Raw genomic sequence first — 19,213 nt, forward strand, 5'->3', positions numbered from 1 at the left:
GCGCTCACCCCCGTCCCCCCGCTCCGCACCTCCCACTCCGTAGGCCACCCCCAACCCACAGGAGCCGTCATGTGTTACGGATACGACGGAGACAGAACACTCACCGAATCCCTGGCCGCCCGCGGCCTCGGCCGCCGCCGGCTGCTGCGCGGCGCCGCCGTCGCCCTCGGCGCCGGCGCGCTGGCGGCCGGCGGCGCGGCGAGCGCCCTGGCGGCGCAGCCCGGCGCCGCGCCCGCCCAGGCCGCCACCGGCCTCGGGCTCCGTCACGGCCACGGGAAGGGCCGCAAGCCGCTGGTGCCGCCCGGCAAGATCAGCATCCAGCTGTACACGCTGCGCGACGCGCTCGGCGGCGAGCCTGGCTACGACGCGACGCTGCGCGAGCTGTCCCGCATCGGCTACAACAAGGTCGAGCAGGCGCTGGGCTACTACGGCCGCAGCGCTCGCGAGCTGCGCCGGTTCTACGACCGGCTCGGCATCCGGGCGACCTCCAGCCACGAAGGCATCAGCGAGACCGACGAGGCGCTGCGTACCAAGATCGACAACGCCAGGACGCTGGGCCAGAAGTACATGAACGTCCCGTACCTGGCCTCCAACAGCGCGGACGAGTGGAAGCGCTGGGCCGAGCGGATGAACGTCGAGGCGCGCGCCGCCTGCCGGGCCGGGATCCGCTACGGGTACCACAACCACGCCCACGAGTTCACCGCCGACCTGGGCCGCGGCCGTACCCCCTGGGACATCCTCTCCGCCGAACTCGACCCGCGCTACGTCCACCTGGAGATCGACCTCTACTGGACGGTGACCGCCGCGATCGAGCTGGGGGAGAGCGACCCGGAGGGCTTCTCGCTGGATGTGATCCGGGCCGCCCCGCAGAGCGTGCTCCAGTTCCATGTGAAGGACCGCAGTGCCACGGACGGGGACACCTCCGACCTGGGCACCGGGATCATCGACTTCCCGCGGATCTTCCAGGCACACCAGGTCAAGGAGTACATCGTGGAGAACGACCGCCCCGATGTGACCCCGATCGAGACCGCGCGCGTCGGCTACCGCTACCTGCGTCGCTGACGGCCATCCCACTGTGCCCCCGGCGGCGGTTGGACGACCGCCGCCGGGTGAGCCCTGCCACCGTCCGCCGGCACGGACGGCGGCGCCCGGGCTCGTACCGCCGGTCAAACCCGCAATGAAACGCACCTATTGGGGATGCAATGCGAAGAAAAAAGACCCTGACCGCCTGGGTGGCGGCGATGGCGGCCGCTGTGATCAGCCTACCCGCCGTCGCGGTGGCCCATGACGGGCATCCGCACCCGGACCCCACGCCCCCCAACCCCACCTCCGAGTTCCAGAAGGTCACCCTCAACGACAGCCCGGGCGAGCCGATCGACCTGGCGGTGCTCCCCGACGGCCGGGTGCTGCACACCACCCGCGACGGGCAGGTGTGGCTCAACAACCCGCGCAACGGCCTCAACACGCTGGCCGCCCAGCTCGATGTGTACACGCACGACGAGGAGGGCCTGCAGAGCGTCGCCATCGACCCCGGCTTCAACGGCCTCACCAACCGCTGGGTGTACCTCTTCTACGCGCCGCCGCTGGACACCCCCATCGACGACCCGGCCACCCCGGACATCAACGAGGGCGACGCGCCGATCACCGGCAGCCCGGAGGACTTCGCCCCGTTCGAGGGCGTCAGCCGGCTCTCCCGGTTCCAGCTGCGCGGCAACACCCTGGACCTGAGCACCGAGCAGCAGATCATCGAGGTCGAGGCCGACCGGGGCATCTGCTGCCACGTCGGCGGCGACATCGTCTTCGACCGGGCCGGCAACCTTCTCCTCTCGACGGGTGACGACTCCAACCCGTTCGACTCGGCCGGCTACACCCCGATCGACGAGCGGACCGACCGCAACCCGGCGTACGACGCGCAGCGCACCTCCGCCAACACCAACGACCTGCGCGGCAAGGTGCTGCGGATCAAGGTCAACCGGGACGGCTCGTACTCCATCCCGCGCGGCAACCTCTTCCCGCCCGGGACGGAGAACGCCCGGCCCGAGATCTATCTGATGGGGCTGCGCAACCCGTTCCGGATGGAGATCGACCCGCGCGACGACACCCTGTACGTGGCGGACTACTCGCCGGACGCCCGCACCGACAACCCGCAGCGCGGCCCGGCCGGCACCGGCAAGTGGTTCGCGGCGCGCACCGCGGGCAACCACGGCTGGCCGTACTGTGTGTCGCCCGACATGCCGTACGTGGAGTACGACTTCGCGACCGGTGTCTCCGGCGAGCCGTTCGACTGCGCGGCGCCGGTGAACGACTCGTGGCGCAACACCGGGCTGCGCGAGCTGCCGCCGGTGGAGCCGGCGCAGCTGCTGTACGGCTACGACGAATCGGCCGAGTTCCCGGAGCTGGGCGCGGGCGGCATCGGCCCGATGGCCGGCCCGGTGTACGAGTACAACTGGCTGATCGACAAGCTGCCGGGCTCGCGGGCCTGGCCGAAGGAGTACGCGGGCAAGCCGCTGTTCTTCGAGTTCACCCGGGACCGGATCTGGGGCCTGTCCCTGGACCGGCAGGCGCAGATCAGCCAGGTGCAGGACGTGCTGCCGGGGATGGAGTTCTCCGCGCTGATGGACATGGAGTTCGGTCCGGACGGCGCGCTGTACGTCCTGGAGTACGGCAAGGGGTACTTCGCGCAGAACCCGGAGGCGCAGCTGGCGCGGATCGACTACATCGGCAAGAACGGCAACCACTCGCCGGTGCCGGTGGTCTCGGCGGATGTGACCAGCGGGCACGCGCCGCTGACGGTGAACTTCTCCAGTGAGGGGACGGTCGACCCGGACGGGGACCGGCTGCTGTACGCCTGGGACTTCAACTCGGACGGCAAGATCGACTCGCGCAAGAAGAACCCGACGTTCACCTACAAGGAGGACGGGGTCTACACGGCCTCGCTGCGGGTGACGGACATCGGCGGGCGGGACCGGGGGCGGTCGGCGAACGCCGAGGTGCAGATCGTGATCGGCAACGACGCGCCCGAGGTGCGGTTCATCAAGCCGGAAAGCGGCGGTGAGTTCTCCTTCGGCGATCTCATCGAGTTCGAGGTGGAGGTCACCGACGACCAGCCGGTGGACTGCGCGCGGGTCACGGTCACCTACATCCTCGGCCACGACGACCACGGTCACCCGATGACGACGGCGCGCGGCTGCTCGGGCACCATCCGCACCGGCACCGACGACTCGCACGACCCGGAGCACGACAACCTGATGGGCGTGTTCGTGGCGAGTTACACCGACCCGGGCGTGAACGGGCTGCCCCCGCTCACCGGCACGGCCGAGGTCACGCTCAATCCGATCCATCACTGATCTGTCCATCTGTGTCATGACTGATTGGGAATGACATCGGGGATTGATCAGGACTGAACGGGATTGACCGGGTGGCCCCGGCCCAGGGACGACGGGGCCGGGGCCACCCGCAGAACCACTGACCAGGAGGTCTGCTCATGTCACCGCGGACACCACGCATCGGCGCGTGGTTCATCGGCGCCCGGGGATCGGTGGCGACCACCGCCACCGTCGGAACCCTCGCGCTGCGCGCCGGGCTCGCCCCATCGGACGGCTGTGTGACGGAACTGCCACCGGTCGCGGCGGCCGGGCTGCCCGCCCTCACCGGCATCGTCACCGGCGGCCACGAAATCGGAGAGGGCTCGCTGCCCAAGCGCGCCGAGGAACTCGCGGCCGGCGGGGTGTTCCCCGTCGCCCTCGCCCGCGCGCTGTGCGCCGAACTCGCGGAGGCGGACGCCCGCATCCGCCCCGGCACCGCCCCCGGCGGCGAGACCCAGCGGGCGGCGGCGCGCCGTATCCAGGACGACCTGACGGCGTTCCGGGACCGGCACGGCCTGGACGAGGTCGTCGTGGTGGACGTCTCCAGCACCGAGCCGCCCGCCGCCGAAACCCCCGAACTCACCTCCCTGGACCGGCTGGAGGAGGCCCTGGACCGGGGCGAGTCCCCGCTGCCGGCCAGCTCGCTGTACGCGTACGCCGCGTTCCGGGCCGGCTGCCCCGTGGTGGCCTTCACCCCCAGCCCCGGGCCGGCGCTCCCGGCCGTCGCCGAACTCGCCCGGCGGGCGGGCCTGCCCTGGGCCGGCTCGGACGGCAAGACCGGCGAGACACTGCTGAAGTCGGCGCTGGCCCCGATGTTCGCCCACCGGGCGCTGGCCGTCCGCTCCTGGGCGTCGGTCAACCTGCTCGGCGGCGGCGACGGCCGCACCCTGGCCGACCCGGCGGCGGCGGAGAGCAAGCTGCGCACCAAGGGCCAGGGGCTGGAGACGATCCTGGGCCACCCGGTCGACGGCCCGATGCACATCGACTACGTCGCCGACCTCGGCGACTGGAAGACCGCCTGGGACCACGTGTCCTTCGAGGGCTTCCTCGGCACCCGCATGTCGCTCCAGTTCACCTGGAACGGCTGCGACTCGGCGCTCGCCGCCCCGCTCGTGCTCGACCTGGTCCGGCTCACCGCGCGCGCCAAGCAGGCGGGCCGCTCCGGGCCGCAGGCCCCGCTCGGGTTCTTCTTCAAGAACCCGGCCGGCACCGAGCAGCACGACCTCGGCGAGCAGTGGCGCGCCCTGGTCGACTGGTGCGCGGAGCTGGCCGCCGAGGGCACCGGCGCTGCGGACGGCACCGGCGACGGTGACGGCACCGGCGACGGTGACGGGCAGGGACACCGGGACGGCACCGGGGCCGGGGCGTGAGGCCGCGCGACGCCGCCGAACTCGTCCGGCTGCCGGCCGCGCTGACCGCCCCGGGCGACAGCCTGGCGGGCGCGGCGGCGGCCGGCTGGCCGTACGGCGGACGCACCTGGGCCGCCCCGGCCGCCTCGGTCTGCCTGTATCTGGCGGGCATGGCGCTCAACGACTTCGCGGACAGCGACCTGGACGCCTTCGAACGGCCCGAACGCCCGGTGCCCTCCGGCCGGGTGGCGCCCTTCCAGGCGCTGGGCACGGCCGTGGCGCTGAGCGGCGCCGGTCTGGGCCTGGCGGCGGTGGCCGGCGGGACGCGGGCGCTGCGGGTGGCCGTGCCGCTGACGGCGGCGGTGTGGAGCTACGACCTGTGGGCGCAGCGCACGGCGGCCGGCCCGGCGGTGATGGCGCTGGCGCGCGGCCTGGACGTGCTGCTGGGCGCGGGCGGTGACCTGCGGCGCGCGGCGCTGCCGGCGTTCGCGGTCGCCGCGCACACGGCGGGGGTGACCACGCTCAGCCGGGGCGAGGTGTCCGGCACCACCGGACGCGCCGCCGCGGCGGCCCTGACCGGCACAGCGACCGCGGCGGCCACGGCGGCGGCGCTGGCCGCCACCCGCACGGGCCCGGCGGCCGGAACCCGGCCGCGTACCGCAGCCGCCCCCCGTACCGCAGCCGCACCCCGTCCCCGCACCGGCCGGCGTACCCGGGTGGCCGCCGGGGTCGCCACCGGCGCCGCGCTCGCCGGGTACGCCGCCACCGTGGGCCGCGCCCAACTCGCCGCGCTGCGCGCCCCCGGCCACGCCCCGACCGTCCGCGCCGCCACCGGCACCGGCGTGCGCGGCGTCACCGGGTTGCAGTCCGCGCTGCTGGCGGGCGCGGGCGCCCCCGTCCTGGCCGGCGCGCTGACCGCCCTGGGCGGGCTCGCCCGCGTCGCCTCCCGAAAGGTTTCCCCCACATGAGCGACGGACTGCGCTTCGGCTACGGCACCAACGGCTTCGCCAACCACCGCCTGGAGGACGCCCTCGACGTCATCGCCGGCCTCGGCTACGACGGCGTGGCGCTGACCCTCGACCACCACCACCTGGACCCGTTCGCCCCCGGCCTGGCCGCCCGAACCGCCGCGGTCGCCCGCCGTCTTGAGCGGCACGGCCTGTCCGTGGTGATCGAGACCGGCGCCCGCTACCTCATGGACCCCTGGCACAAGCACGAGCCGACCCTGGTCTCCGCCGAGGGCCGCGACCGCCGGGTGGAGTATCTGAACCTGGCGGTCCGGGTCGCCGCCGATCTCGGCGCCGAGGCCGTCTCGTTCTGGTCCGGCATCCTGCCGCCCGGCACCCCGCCCGAGGAGGGCTGGGAGCGGATGGCGCGCGGCACGGAGGCGGTGCTGGCGACGGCCGCCGCCCGGGACGTGGTCTGCGCGGTGGAGCCCGAGCCCGGCATGTTCCTGGACACCCTGGCCGGGGTGACCGAACTGCGCCGCCGGCTCGGTGATCCACCGGGCCTGCGGTACACCGTCGACATCGGCCACACGGTGTGCAACGAGAGCGCGGACACCGCCGACTGCGTCCGCTCCGTGGGCCCGCTGCTGGCGAACGTCCAGGCGGACGACATGCGGCCCGGCGTCCACGACCATCTGGAGTTCGGCGAGGGCGACATCGACCTGCCCGCCACCCTCGCGGCGCTGCGCGAGGTCGGCTACGGGGGCCTGGTCGCGGTCGAACTCCCGCGCCATGCCCACGCCGCCCCCACCGTGGCGGCCCGCGCCCTGGCGGCCCTGCGCGCGGCGGAGGCGGCCCGATGAGCGCGCAAGGAGCCCCGCTGTCCGCCGTCTTCCCGGCGCTGGCCCGCACGGTGGGCCGCGCCGGGGCGCACGCCGCGCGCGTCACGCTGCTGCGGGACGCGGCGCGCGCCGGCACCCTCACCGACACCGAACTGAGCGAGCTGTACGACTTCGGCGACTCCGACGAGAAGCTCGCCGTCCTCACCGCCCTGGGCACGCCCGAACTCCTGGACCGCCCCGAGCTGCTGCCGCTGACCGAGGACGCGCTGCGCACCAACGACCCGCGCCTGGTGGCGGCGGCCATGGGCGGCTACGCGGCCCGCCACCTGCCGTCGGCGGCCTGGCGGCACGGCGTCCTCAAGTGCCTGTTCATGGCGGTGCCGCTGGACGCGGTCAGCGGCTGGGCGGACCGCGCGGACGCCGAACTGGTCCGGATGACCCGCGCCTTCGCCGCCGAACGCGAGGCGGCCGGTCGCCCCATCCCGGACGACGCGATACGACTGATGGAACGGAACGCCAGCTGATGCGCATCTTCGACCCCCACATCCACATGACGTCCCGCACCACCGACGACTACCGGGCGATGTACGCGGCGGGGGTGCGCGCCCTCACCGAGCCGGCGTTCTGGCTGGGCCAGCCGCGTACCTCGGTGGGCTCGTTCCGCGACTACTTCGACACGCTGGTGGGCTGGGAGCGGTACCGGGCGGCGCAGTTCGGCATCCGGCACCACTGCACGATCGCGCTCAACCCGAAGGAGGCCAACGACCCCCGGCTGGCCGGCGTCCTGGACCTGCTGCCCCGCTATCTGGCCAAGGACGGGGTGGTGGCGGTCGGCGAGACCGGCTTCGACGCGATGACGGACGCCGAGGAGAAGGTCTTCGTCCGGCACCTGGAGCTGGCGGTCGAACACGGCCTGCCCGTCCTCGTCCACACCCCGCACCGTGACAAGGCGGCGGGCACCCGCCGCACCCTGGACCTGGTGGCGGCCTCCGGACTGCCGCCCGAGCGGGTGCTGGTGGACCATCTGAACGAGGTGACGGTGGAGCTGGTCGCCGACAGCGGCTGCTGGATGGGGTTCTCGATCTACCCCGACACCAAGATGGACGAGGACCGCATGGTCCGGATCCTCACCGAGTACGGCACCGACCGGATGATCGTCAACTCGGCCGCCGACTGGGGACACAGCGACCCGCTGAAGACCGCGAAGACGGGCGAGGCGATGCGGGCGGCCGGCTTCTCGGCGGACGAGATCGACCAGGTGCTGTGGCGCAACCCGGTGGAGTTCTACGCCCAGAGCGGCCGGCTGCTGCTGGACGACACGGACACCGAAGGGGGCGCGGCCGGGGACGGCTGGGAGGGCAACTCCATCCGGCGCGGCGAACCCAAGGACGCGGCGTGAGATTCCGGCACCGGGACGGCACCCGGGTCCACCTCGCCTACTGCACCAACGTCCACCCCGCCGAGGACCTGGCCGGCGTCCACCGCCAGCTGGAGGTGTTCGGCGCCGGCGTCCGGTCCCGGCTCGGCGTGCCCCGGCTGGGCCTCGGCCTGTGGCTCCCGGCACCGCTCGCCGCCCGGCTGGCCGCCGACCCGGCCGCGCTGCGCGGGCTGCGCGCCGCGCTCGGGAACAACGGCCTGGAGGTGGTGACGCTCAACGCCTTCCCGTACCGGGGGTTCCACGACCCGGTGGTGAAGAAGGCGGTGTACCACCCGGACTGGACCGAGGAGGACCGGCTCGGCTACACGCTGGACTGCGCCCGGGTGCTCGCCGCGCTCCTCCCGGACGACGCGGCGCGCGGCAGCATCTCCACCGTTCCGCTCGCCTGGCGCGACCCGTGGGACACCGGCCGCGCGGCCTCGGCCCGTACCCTGCTGGACCGGCTGGCCGGCGGCCTGGCGCGGATCGAGGCGGAGACCGGCCGGACGATCCGGGTCGCCTTCGAACCCGAACCGGGCTGCGTCGTGGAGACCACGGCGCAGGCGGCCACCCACCTGGCCGGGATCGACACCGGCCGCCTGGGCGTCTGCCTGGATCTGTGCCATCTGGCCGTCGCGTTCGAGGAGCCGGCCGGCGCGCTCGGCCGGCTCGCCGGCGCCGGCCTCCCGGTGGTGAAGGCGCAGGTGTCGGCCGCCCTGGAGGCGGCCGACCCGGCGGAGGAGGCCACCCGGGCCGCGCTGTCCCGCTACACCGAGGACCGCTTTCTGCACCAGGTGCGCGCGCACGGCGGCGGCGCCCGCGACGACCTGCCGCAGGCGCTCGCCGAACTGCCCGCCGGCTCCCCGTGGCGGGTGCACTTCCACGCCCCGCTGCACCGCCGCCCGCAGCCCCCGCTCACCTCGACGACCGACCAGCTGCGCGCCACCCTGCACGAACTGTTCGCCGGGCCCGCCGCGCTGACCGACCACCTGGAGGTCGAGACGTACACCTGGTCCGTCCTGCCCGAACAGCACCGCCCGGCCACCGACGCCGAACTGGCCGACGGGCTCGCGGCGGAACTCGCCTGGGCACGCGACGCCCTGCACGACACCGGCCTCAAGGAGGAGGACGCATGACGAGCCCCGAGCGCATCCTGCTGCTCAACGTGGTCGGCCTGACCCCGCGCCTGCTGGCCCACGCCCCGAACCTGCGCGCCGTGGCCGAGGCCGGCTGGCAGGCCGAACTGACCCCCGTACTGCCCGCCGTCACCTGCTCCGTGCAGTCCTCGATGCTGACCGGGCTGCCGCCGTCCGGCCACGGCATCGTCGGCAACGGCTGGTACTTCCGCGACCAGGGCGAGGTCCATCTGTGGCGCCAGCACAACCGGCTGGTGGCGGGCGAGAAGGTGTGGGACGCGCTGCGCGCCCGGCACCCCGGCTACCGGGTGGCGAACGTCTGCTGGTGGTACGCCATGGGCGCCGACACCGACTGGACGGTCACCCCGCGCCCCGTCTACCACGCGGACGGCCGCAAGTCCCCCGACTGCTACACCCGCCCGCCGGAGCTGCACGACGAACTGGTCGAGGAGCTGGGCCCGTTCCCGCTGTTCCACTACTGGGGCCCGACCGCGTCGCTGGCCTCCAGCGAGTGGATCGTCGCGGCCACCCGCCGCCTGATGCCGCGCGCCGACCTGACGCTGAGCTACGTCCCGCACCTGGACTACGACCTCCAGCGCTACGGCCCGGACAGCCCGCAGGCGATCCGCGCCGTCCAGGACGTGGACCGCGTCCTGGCCCCGCTGCTGCGGGACGCGCGGGAGAGCAGGACGACGGTGGTGGTCGTCAGCGAGTACGGCATCACCAAGGCATCCCAGCCGGTGGACGTCAACCGCGCGCTGCGCCGGGCCGGGCTGCTGGAGGTGTACACGCAGGAGGGCATGGAGTACCTGGACCCCTGGACCTCCCGCGCCTTCGCGGTCGCCGACCACCAGGTGGCGCACGTGTACGTGCCGGACGAGGCCGACCTGGCGAAGGTGCGGGCGCTGTGCGCGGAGCTGCCGGGGGTGGCCGAGGTGCTGACGAAGGAGGAACAGCAGGGGTACGGGCTGGCGCACGAGCGCTCGGGCGAACTGGTGCTGGTGGCCGATCCCGAGGCGTGGTTCACGTACTACTACTGGCTGGACGACGACCGCGCGCCGGACTTCGCGCGCGGGGTGGAGATCCACCGCAAACCGGGCTACGACCCGGCGGAGCTGTTCTTCGACCCCGACAACCCCCGCGCGAAACTCCAGGCGGCGGCGGGCCTGGCCCGCAAGAAACTGGGCCTGCGCTACGCGATGAACGTGGTCCCGCTGAACCCCACCTGGGTCACCGGCACCCACGGCCGCCTCCCGGCCGACCCCCAGGACGGCCCGGTGCTGCTGTGCTCCACCCCCGGCGCGCCCCGTGCCGAGATGTCCGCGACGGAGGTGAAGCAGCTGATCCTCACGCTGGCAGGGGCAGGTGTCAGCGCCGATCGGGAGTGACGGCGGGTACGACGGATCGCTGGATCAGGCCCCGTCCGGTCGAGATACCGGTGCCGTCCCAGGGCAGGTTGTAGTCGCCCACGGCCCACACGGCACCGGAGTCACCGGCCGGTGCCAGGTCATGGAAGATGTAGGTCGGTGACTGGTTGTCGCTGTCCGGGGCCCAGGCTCCGAACTCCTTCGTCCAGCCGGTTCCGTCGAAGTACCAGAAGACCGGGGCGGAATCGGCCGGGTCGGTGCTGTCCATTCCGGCGACCCACAGACCGCCGGTCGCGTCCACGGTGATCGCGTCCAGGTACAGGTGAGAGAGCGATCCGGTGATGTCCCGCCATTCCGTCCCGTCCCAGTGCAGGACGCCCGGGATGGGCGGGGCGCCGCGCGGTGCGGTGGCCCAGCCGGCCACGTAGACGTTGCCGGGCTCCGCCACGGCCAGCGCCGTGATGTCCGTTTCCGTACGAGCCGGGGGGTCGGCCAGCCGGGTCCAGGTCGTGCCGTCCCAGTGGTAAGCCACCGGATGTCCACCGTCCACCGGGTACTGCATGCCGGTCGCGTAGGCGTCATCGGCGGAGAAGGCATCGAGCCCTCTGATGTTGACGAGATGGGGCAGTTCGAAGTTCTGCCAGACGCCATCCGCGTAGGTCTGCAGGGAGCTGCCACCGACGAAGAGCCTCCCGGGCACAGCCTTGATGGGTACCTCGGGCCAGGAGCGCCCGACGGGGTGGGGAATGGGCACGGTGGTCCAGCTCTCACCGTCGTAGTGCGCGAGAACGGCATCGAGCCCGGACAGGCCGTGCACCCAGACATCATCGGCCGCGGCCGCACTGACCGAGGACCACGTCCACACCTGCGGCAATCCCGGTGCGGTGTCCTCGCTCCACCGCACTCCGTCCCAGCGCATGACGACGCCCCGCTGGCCCTGCCTGCCGACGGCCCACGCGAGGTCGTCGTCGACGGCGGACACGGACTCGACGGTTTCGATCGGACTTTCGCCGGACAGGGACAGCTCCCAGCCGGCCGTCGCTGTCGGCGTCGCCTCGTGGGCGACGGCACCCCCCGTGGCGAACAGGGCGGTGGCCAGGACCATGGAGGCCGCGGCGGTACGGATCAACTGCCGTCTGTGCATCGGTGAGCGATTCCCTTCACTCTGTCAGCGCGAACAACCCCGTGAACATGTCACGACCGGTCACTTCGCGCCAGAGCGCCTTCCCCGAGCCCGGTCAGGGGGTGCGGGCGGGCGGCGCCGGCGGGGGGAGGAAGAGGGTGCCGCGCAGTGCGCCCCGGAGTGTCCGGGTGCCGACCGTCAGCCAGGCGAGGACCAGGAAGGCGTACAGCGCGAGCGCGGTGGCCGTGAAGAGGTGGGCGCCGAGGCGGTCGGCGAGGCCGGCGGAGGCCGTCACGCAGGTGCCGACCGGGAAGGTGAAGCCCCACCAGGCCAGCGAGAACGGCAGCCCCCGGCGCGCCTGCCGCACCGTGAGCGCGGCGGCCAGCGCCAGCCACATCAGCGCGAACCCCCACACCGGCACGCCGTACAGCGGCACCGCAGCCCGTACGGCGGCGGCGTACGGGGCGGGCAGCACCCCGGGGGCGGCGTCGGCCAGCAGGTGGACGGCCGTCACCGACTGGCCGAGCGGGCCGAGCACCATCCACAGGGTGGGGACGAGGGCGGCCGGCCCGGGGCCGTGGTGGGCCAGCCGGGACCACAGCTGCGGCAGCAGGATCAGCGAGCAGCACAGGCTGATGCCGAAGAGCGCGGCGCACACCAGCAGCAGGGTGAGCCGGGGCTGTCCGGCCGGCAGGTGTGGGACGAGCGCCGCCCCGGTCGCGGCGGACACCATCGGGGGGACCACCGGCATCAGCCAGCCGCCGAACGCGGCGTCGGCCGGGGCGGGTTCGCCGGTCATGGTGCGGTAGGGCACGGCGACGCAGGTGAGCAGGCCGAGCGCGGTGCCCGCCGCCCACAGCACGGCGCCGGCCCGTACCGCGAGGTGGGTACCGAGCAGGTCGGCGCCGAGCGCGACGGTGCCCGCGCCGACGGTGAGCAGCGCCATCGCGGGGGCGCCCCAGAAGTGGCCCATCACCGGGTGCCCGGCCAGTGCGCGGGCCCGGTCGGGGTGGCGCACCGCGTGCGCGGTCCAGGCGCCGAGCAGCGCCAGCAGCAGGAGCGTGGCCAGGGCCCACACGGCGGTCGCGGCGGGGCGCAGTGCCTGGCCGCCGACCGGCAGGGTGATGGCGGCGTTGCCGACGATGCCGGTGCCCATGACGGCCGCGAACCAGTTCGGTCCGAGGTTCCTGAGCAGGTCGGCGGGGTGGTCGAGGGCGGGCAGCAGGCGGCGCGGGGGCCGGTCCACGGGTGGGGCGGCGGGTGGGGCGGGGGAGTGGACGGCCATGGGTTCCAGCCTGGCGGGCGGGGGCGGCGGGCGGTAGGGATCAGTCGGGTATGAGCCCATAAACTGCTCTTATGCCCCTGCCCCGTCGCGTGAGCGACCTCGCCCCGTTCGAGTTGCTGCTCGCCGTCGCCCGGCTGGGCAGCCTCGGGGCCGCCGCCCGCGACCACGGGATCAGCCAGCCGGCCGCCAGCTCCCGGATGCGGCAGCTGGAGCGCCGGCTCGGCCTCACCCTGCTGGACCGCTCCCCGCGTGGCTCCACCCTCACCCCCGAGGGCGCCCTGGTCGCCGACTGGGCCCGCGCCGCCACCGACGCGGCGGCGGCCCTGGAGGCGGGCATCGGCTCCCTGGCCCGCGCCGCCCACGCCCGGCTGCCCGTCGCCGCCAGCCTCACCGTCGCCGAGTATCTGCTGCCGCACTGGCTGGCCCGGTTCCACGCGGTGGCCCGGGACACCGCCGTCTCCCTCACCACCCTCAACTCCGAGGACGTGGCCGCGGCGGTCCGCTCCGGCGCCGCCCGGCTGGGCTTCGTCGAGGGGCCCGAGGACCCGGCCGGCCTGGTCAGCCGCACCGTCGCCCGCGACACCCTTACGCTCATCGTGCCGCCCGGCCACCCCTGGACCCGGTACGGCGACGGCGGCGTCCCGGCGGCGGAGCTGGCCGCCACCCCGCTCATCACCCGCGAGGCCGGCTCCGGCACCCGGCGCCACCTGGACCGCGCGCTGCGCCTGCACACCGGGGAGGAGCCCGTCCCGCCGCTGCTGGAGCTCTCCAGCACCACCGCCATCAAGACGGCGGTCGGCGAGGGGGTGGGCCCGGCCGTCCTCAGCTCGCTGGCCAGCGCCGGGGACGTGGCGGCCGGGTCCGTCGTCCCGCTGCCGGTACGCGGCCTGGACCTCACCCGCCGGCTGCGCGCCGTGCACCGCCCCGACCGTCCGCTGGGCGAGGCCGCCCGCACCCTGCTGGACTGCGCCCGCGAGCTGCCCGTATCGCACGGCTGACCCAAACCCCCGTACCGCACCGGGCCGTTGGCGTGCGCCGCTCCGGCTACGCTGACCCTCCTCGGACGCCCGCACACACCACCCACGGGGGGACACGCCATGCCACTGGAGTTCGGACTGTGGCGGATCGACGGCAAGCCGGAACGCGTACAACGGCGCCCCCTGGCCCGCGAAGCCGTGCTGGAGGACCTCATCGTCGCCGACCCGGACATCCTCGGCCGCCCGCTGCTGCTGATCGGCCGTCAGGTGCACACCGGCCACAACGGGTTCATCGACCTGCTCGCCATGGACGAGGAAGGCGCCCTGCACGTCCTGGAGCTCAAGCGCGACCGCACCCCGCGCGAGGTGGTCGCACAGATCCTGGACTACGGCTCGTGGGTGCGCGACCTCGGCAACGAGGACATCCGCGCGCTGTACGCCCACCACGCGCGCGAACACGGGCTGCCGACCGAACTGGACGAGGCGTTCGCCGCACGCTTCGGCGGCAGCCCGCCCGACACCCTCAACAGCGCGCACACCCTCACCGTCGTGGCCGGCGAACTCGACGCCGCCACCGAGCGGATCATCACCTACCTCGCCACCGGCTTCGGCGTCCCGGTGAACGTGATGTTCTTCCGCACCTTCGAGGACGACGGCCGCTCCTACCTCGCCCGCACCTGGCTCATCGACGAACCGGAGACCGCCCCGGCCCCGGCCGGCCGCCGCGGCGGCACCCGCGAACCGTGGAACGGCACCGACTGGTACGTGTCCTTCGGCGACGAGAGCGGCGGACGCGACTGGGACGACGCCCGCCGCCACGGCTTCGTCTCGGCCGGCGGCGGCGACTGGTTCTCCCGCACCCTGCGCGCCCTGCCGCACGGCGCGCGGGTGTTCACCCACATCCCGAAGTCCGGGTACGTGGGCGTGGGCACCGTCGCCGGCCCCGCGCGGCCCTTCGAGGACGCCGAGCTGGAGGTCGACGGCACCGTGCGGCGGCTCGCCGCGCTGGAACTGAAGGGCACCTACAGCCGGGACGGTGCCACCGCACCGGGCGAGGGCGAGGAGGACCGCCGGGAGTGGGTCGTCCCGGTCTGCTGGGAGCGGACGGTGCCCCGCGAACTCGCCGTGTGGCGCCCCGGGTTCTTCGCCAACCAGAACTCGGCGTGCAAGCTGCGGGCCCGCTTCACCGCCGAGGAGGTCACCCGGCACTTCGGCCTCGGCTGACCGGGGCCGGACCCCGCGCCGTCCGCCCCTCAGCGCAGCACGCGCAGCGCCCGCAGCCGGTTGACGGCGGCGGCCACCTCGTACCGGCGCGGTACGGCGAAGTCCTCGTCGTGCACCGACAGCAGCGCGGCGACCCCCTCCGGGCCCGCCAGGTCCGTCTCCAGCAGGTCCAGGGCCTGCGCCAGGGTCCGCCGGCCGTCGAGATGCCCCCGCCGCACCAGCAGTTCGACGGCCAGCCCGACGCCCGTCACCTGCGGCCCGTCCGTCAGCTGTTCGACGGCGCGCAGGTCCACCTCGTGTTCGCCGAACACCAGGTAGTCGGTGCCGCGCGAGCGGATCCGGGTCCTGCCCTTGGCGGTGGCGTCCAGCGACGCCGGGTCGGGGCGGCGGTGCACCACGCCGGGGAACGACTCGGCCTCCGCCCGCCGCCCGGTGGGCACGGCGGCCACCTCGCGGGCCCGGGCGGTGGCATCCGTCGGCCGGTAGGCGTCCATCATGATCACCCGGTCGGCGACGTCCAGATAGTCACCGCTGCCGCCCATCACCAGCACCGTGGAGACACCGTGGTCGCGGTGCAGCGAGCGGACCGAGTCCACCAGCGGCGTCAGCGGCTCCCGTTCCTTCGCCACCAGGGCCTGCATCCGGGCGTCCCGGATCATCAGATTGGTGGCGGCGGTGTCCTCGTCGATCAGCAGCACCCGGGCCCCGGCCTCCACCGCCTCGCACAGCGACGCCGCCTGCGAGGTGGAGCCGGAGGCGTTGTCCGTGGAGAAGTCGGTGGTGTCCGCGCCGCCCGGCAGATGGTCGACGAACGCGTGCAGATCCACCCGCTCCACCCGGCGCCCGTCCTCCGCCCGCAGCTTCACGGTGTCCGCGCGGGCGGCGACCCGCTCCCGTCCGTCGCCCGGCACGTGGTCCCACACGCCCGCCTCCAGGGCGCGCAGCAGCGTCGACTTGCCGTGGAAGCCGCCGCCGACGATCAGGGTGACACCCTCCGGCACGCCCATGCCGGTGACCTCCCCGGCGTTCGGCAGCGTGACAGTGACCCGCAGCTCCTCGGGCGAGCGGAACGGCACCACGCCGGCGCCGCGCGCCGGACGGTCGTCCGCGCCGCTGCGGCGCGGCAGCAGCGCCCCGTCCGCCACGAACCCGACCAGGCCGAGCCCGGGCAGCGCCGCGCGCAGCGCCGCCGCGTCCTCGACGGTCTCCACGAACTCCCGTACCCGGGCCGCCTCCAGCGCACCGGCCCGCAGCGCCCGGTCGGCCAGCCGGGTCAGCCCCGGGCCGAGCAGCCGCCACGCCTCCCGCCCGTCGATGCGGCGGCGCGGCCCGGGCAGCGCGACGCCGAGCCGCAGCGTCACCGAGCCGTCCGCGCCGACCGTGCAGGAGCTGCGGTCCAGCACCTCCTGCCCACCGGCGTCCAGGTGGTACGCGCGCTCCCCGCGCGCCTCGCGCGCGGCGCACCGCACCAGGTACCCGGCGAGCGCCCGCCGCCGTACCGGGGTGGCCCACAGCTCCGGGTCGAACCCGGCCTCCCGGCCGTCGATCCACAGGGTGACCCGGCCGGGCGGCGCGAACGGATCCGCCTGGGCCCGCACCAGCCGCAGCGTCCGGCCCGCCCCCAGCCGCCAGGCGCCGGCGAGCCCCCGGTACCGCCCGTACGGCGCCCCGTCGAGCCTCTCCAGCTCCCGCTCCAGCCCGTCCCGCGGCTCCTGCCGTGCCATGTGCGCGTCCCGATCCGTGTGGGGGTGTGCCGTCCGCCGCATTGTAGGAACGGCGGCCGGGGACCGGCGAAGGCCGGGCTGGGGCGTCTGCGGGCTCCGTCAGGACACGGTCACCGCCCGGCCACGGCGTCCGCAGGGAGTGCCACGACAACTACGCTGCTCCCACGAGACGTTGGCTCCGACCCGCACGTCGGTGACCCGTCCCCAGCGAGCCCGCATCCGCGGCCCCGCAGCCCATGAGTCACCGGACCACCCCGACGGCGGCGGCCGACGCACCGCACGGCGACAACCGGTCCACGAACGGGAGCGACACCATGAGACTCGACGATCACCGCGTCGTCATCACAGCCGCCGGCCGCGACTTCGGGCGGACCCTGGCGATCCGGTTCGCGGACCTCGGAGCCGAGGTCTACCTCTCCGCTCGCGGTCTCGAAGCCGCCGAACGGGTCGTTGCGGAGATCCGCGACCGTGGCCACGAGCGGGTGCACGCCTTCGCCTGCGACCTGACGGACCCCGCCTCGATCCGTGACTTCGCCTCCGGCGTCGCGCGGCACACGGACCGTGTCGACCTGCTCATCAACAACGGCTCCCGCTGGCTCGAAGGGCCGGACCTGCTGTCCGCAACGGACACCGATGTCATCGACACCATCACCTCCGGTGCCACCGGCACGGTCCTGACCGTGAAGAACTTCCTCCCCCTCCTCCTCAACTCGGACAGGCCGGACATCGTGACGATGGTCTCCGCCTGCGGAACAGCGGGCCATCACCGCTCGGACGCCCACGACGCCTTTTACACGGCGAAGAGCGCCCAGGCCGGGTTCGCCGAGATCCTCTCCAAGCGCCTGCGACCCCAGGGCGTCCGGGTGATCTCGCTCTACCCGCCCGACTTCGACAACGCCGACCCGCTCTCCGAGGAGTGGGACACCACCCCACGCGGGTCCCAGGACGCGCTCACCTCGCACTCGCTCGTGGACTGCGTCCTCTTCGCGGTCGGCCAGCCCCGCGACTGCTTCATCAAGGCATTTCACTTCGAACAGGTCTGATCGCCGCCCACACCCGGTGGCTGAGACCGGTCCGGAGCCGCATCACCGGCTCCGGACCACGGGCGTGCCGAGGGCACCGCCACCCGGCGCCGGGCCGCGCCGCGCCGCGCCGCGCCGGGAGCCTCACCCCCGCCCGTCGCGCTTCGGCTTCTTCTTCCGGGCCTCCCGCTTCTTGCGCTGCGCCACCTCGTAGGCGGACCACGCCCCTTGGTGCCGCTCGCACCGGGACGTGCCCGCCATCGCACTCTTGCGGCACCTGCCGCCCGCCTTCGTCGGTGCTCCGCACCTGGTCATGCCACCTGCCCTGGCTCGCGACGTCCGCTGTCCCCCGCAGCATGGCGACGAGGGCCGCCCGTCCGGCAGAGCGTGCGCGCCCCTCGTCGGGGCACGCCGGAGCATGCGCGGTCACACACGCTCGCTCAGGTCTCGCAGGCGATGCCGTCACCGTCACGGTCCAGGCCCTTGCGGTAACCGGGCTCTCCCACGTACAGCGGCGCCCGCCCGGCCGCGCGGACGGCGTCGCAGTTCTCGTAGTGCGCCCAGGAACCGCCGTCGTCTCCGGAACCCCCGGACGCGCTCCCCGGGGCTGGCTCCGGGGCGGGGACCGGGTCCGGGTCCGGCGCGGGATCGGGCGCGGGCTCCGGCGGATTGAGCCGGTCGTTCTCGAACGCGGGGCAGTCCACGCCGGGTCCGGTGAGGGACAACCGCGCCTCCAGCTCCTCCGGCTCCGTGATCTCCTCGCCCGCGCCGGGCCGCTGGAAGCAGACGATCCAGTCGCCGTACCCGTCCGGAAGCTCGACATCCCGGTACGCGCTGCTCACCGCGACGTCCGTCAGCCCGTACGAGGTGAGCAGATCCACCGCCTCGTCATGGGGCAGTTCCAGGACGGACGGGACCTTCGGGTGCACCACGGGGAGGCCGTCGGCCGGCGGGCAGGGCGTGTCCTCGCGGACGACGGCGAAGTCGATCTCCGTTCCCGGCGCGACGGCGCTGCCCGCGCCGGGCGTCTGGAAGCAGACGGTCCAGTTCTCCTCGCGCCACTGGCTCACGTCCTCGTCGGTGGCGTCGTGGGAGACCGTCGCGTATCCGTCGGCGCGCGCGGCCTCGACGGCGGCGGCGAGATTCTGGCCGGCGTAGTCGGGGACGGTGACCAGCTCTTCCTCCTCCGTCTCCTCGACATCGGCCGCCACCGTCTCGGCGTCCGTGCCCGCGTCCTCCTCCGGTGGGTCGGAGACGACGAGGAGGAGCAGCCAGACGGCCGACAGCCCCATCGCCACCACCTTCTGTGGCCGTGCCCATCCGCTGCGCCAGGCCAGCCAGATACCGACCGGCGGGAAGAACACCAGCAGAGCGACGATCAGTGCGGGGTGCCGCCACCTCGATCGGACGGACGGGGAAGGCGGGGTCTGCATGG

16 protein-coding genes are annotated in these 19,213 nt (G+C 74.0%); 12 read left to right on the top strand and 4 right to left on the bottom strand.

All coding sequences use genetic code 11. The features are described 5' to 3' along the window. Window positions 1-69 precede the first annotated feature (69 nt). The 9 genes from BM385_RS13600 (at window position 70) to BM385_RS13640 (ending at window position 10,444) form a co-directional block, all read left to right on the top strand. Window positions 70-1,062: a sugar phosphate isomerase/epimerase family protein gene (locus BM385_RS13600; protein WP_093843187.1), complete on the top strand. Its 993-nt coding sequence runs from the start codon at window positions 70-72 to the stop codon at window positions 1,060-1,062. Between the two features lie 140 nt (window positions 1,063-1,202). Beyond that, window positions 1,203-3,347, top strand: coding sequence for a PQQ-dependent sugar dehydrogenase (locus BM385_RS13605; protein ID WP_093843188.1), 2,145 nt, complete (start codon window positions 1,203-1,205; stop codon window positions 3,345-3,347). A gap of 137 nt (window positions 3,348-3,484) precedes the next feature. After that, window positions 3,485-4,735: an inositol-3-phosphate synthase gene (locus BM385_RS13610; protein ID WP_093843189.1), complete on the top strand. Its 1,251-nt coding sequence runs from the start codon at window positions 3,485-3,487 to the stop codon at window positions 4,733-4,735. Then, window positions 4,732-5,682 carry an SCO3242 family prenyltransferase gene (locus BM385_RS13615; protein WP_019434080.1) on the top strand — a complete coding sequence of 317 codons (951 nt, stop codon included), beginning with the start codon at window positions 4,732-4,734 and terminating at the stop codon, window positions 5,680-5,682. Before BM385_RS13610 ends, BM385_RS13615 begins: the two co-directional genes overlap by 4 nt. Beyond that, the gene (locus BM385_RS13620; RefSeq protein ID WP_093843190.1) at window positions 5,679-6,524 is read left to right on the top strand and encodes a sugar phosphate isomerase/epimerase family protein; all 846 of its coding nucleotides are present in this window, start codon (window positions 5,679-5,681) and stop codon (window positions 6,522-6,524) included. Before BM385_RS13615 ends, BM385_RS13620 begins: the two co-directional genes overlap by 4 nt. Beyond that, entirely contained in the window at window positions 6,521-7,027 is a 507-nt protein-coding gene (locus tag BM385_RS13625) for an EboA domain-containing protein (protein ID WP_093843191.1), read from the top strand. The genes BM385_RS13620 and BM385_RS13625 overlap by 4 nt, the downstream gene beginning before the upstream one ends. Then, window positions 7,027-7,902: a TatD family hydrolase gene (locus tag BM385_RS13630; protein WP_093843192.1), complete on the top strand. Its 876-nt coding sequence runs from the start codon at window positions 7,027-7,029 to the stop codon at window positions 7,900-7,902. The genes BM385_RS13625 and BM385_RS13630 overlap by 1 nt, the downstream gene beginning before the upstream one ends. After that, window positions 7,899-9,056 carry a metabolite traffic protein EboE gene (eboE, locus tag BM385_RS13635; RefSeq protein ID WP_093843193.1) on the top strand — a complete coding sequence of 386 codons (1,158 nt, stop codon included), beginning with the start codon at window positions 7,899-7,901 and terminating at the stop codon, window positions 9,054-9,056. Before BM385_RS13630 ends, eboE begins: the two co-directional genes overlap by 4 nt. After that, a complete protein-coding gene (locus BM385_RS13640) occupies window positions 9,053-10,444 on the top strand; it encodes an alkaline phosphatase family protein (protein ID WP_019434075.1) in 1,392 nt (463 codons plus the stop codon). The genes eboE and BM385_RS13640 overlap by 4 nt, the downstream gene beginning before the upstream one ends. Here the strand turns inward: BM385_RS13640 and BM385_RS13645 are convergent. Next, complete coding sequence (locus BM385_RS13645) at window positions 10,425-11,567, bottom strand: hypothetical protein (RefSeq protein WP_093843194.1); 1,143 nt, start codon at window positions 11,565-11,567, stop codon at window positions 10,425-10,427. The genes BM385_RS13640 and BM385_RS13645 overlap by 20 nt on opposite strands. A gap of 94 nt (window positions 11,568-11,661) precedes the next feature. Further along, complete coding sequence (locus BM385_RS13650; RefSeq protein ID WP_093843195.1) at window positions 11,662-12,831, bottom strand: TDT family transporter; 1,170 nt, start codon at window positions 12,829-12,831, stop codon at window positions 11,662-11,664. A 71-nt stretch (window positions 12,832-12,902) separates the two neighbouring features. On the opposite strand from BM385_RS13650, the gene BM385_RS13655 reads away from it, so the two are divergent. Together BM385_RS13655 and BM385_RS13660 are read left to right on the top strand one after the other, a co-directional pair. After that, window positions 12,903-13,829, top strand: a complete 927-nt coding sequence (locus BM385_RS13655; protein ID WP_175542979.1) for a LysR family transcriptional regulator — start codon at window positions 12,903-12,905, stop codon at window positions 13,827-13,829. 99 nt (window positions 13,830-13,928) lie between these two features. Continuing rightward, on the top strand, window positions 13,929-15,032 hold the full coding sequence (locus BM385_RS13660) for an endonuclease NucS domain-containing protein (protein WP_093843196.1): 1,104 nt from the start codon (window positions 13,929-13,931) through the stop codon (window positions 15,030-15,032). Window positions 15,033-15,061: 29 nt separating this feature from the next. Here BM385_RS13660 and BM385_RS13665 read toward each other — a convergent pair whose 3' ends face one another. Continuing rightward, window positions 15,062-16,756, bottom strand: a complete 1,695-nt coding sequence (locus BM385_RS13665; protein WP_093843197.1) for an ABC-ATPase domain-containing protein — start codon at window positions 16,754-16,756, stop codon at window positions 15,062-15,064. Between the two features lie 314 nt (window positions 16,757-17,070). Between BM385_RS13665 and BM385_RS13670 the strand changes: the two genes are divergently transcribed. Then, window positions 17,071-17,799, top strand: a complete 729-nt coding sequence (locus BM385_RS13670; protein ID WP_019434069.1) for an SDR family oxidoreductase — start codon at window positions 17,071-17,073, stop codon at window positions 17,797-17,799. A gap of 419 nt (window positions 17,800-18,218) precedes the next feature. Here BM385_RS13670 and BM385_RS27140 read toward each other — a convergent pair whose 3' ends face one another. Next, window positions 18,219-19,211 (bottom strand): excalibur calcium-binding domain-containing protein, encoded by a 993-nt coding sequence (locus BM385_RS27140; RefSeq protein ID WP_175542980.1) that lies wholly within the window; start codon window positions 19,209-19,211, stop codon window positions 18,219-18,221. Window positions 19,212-19,213: the final 2 nt, after the last annotated feature.

Source organism: Streptomyces harbinensis, from assembly GCF_900116145.1.
GTDB lineage: Bacteria > Actinomycetota > Actinomycetes > Streptomycetales > Streptomycetaceae > Streptomyces > Streptomyces carpaticus.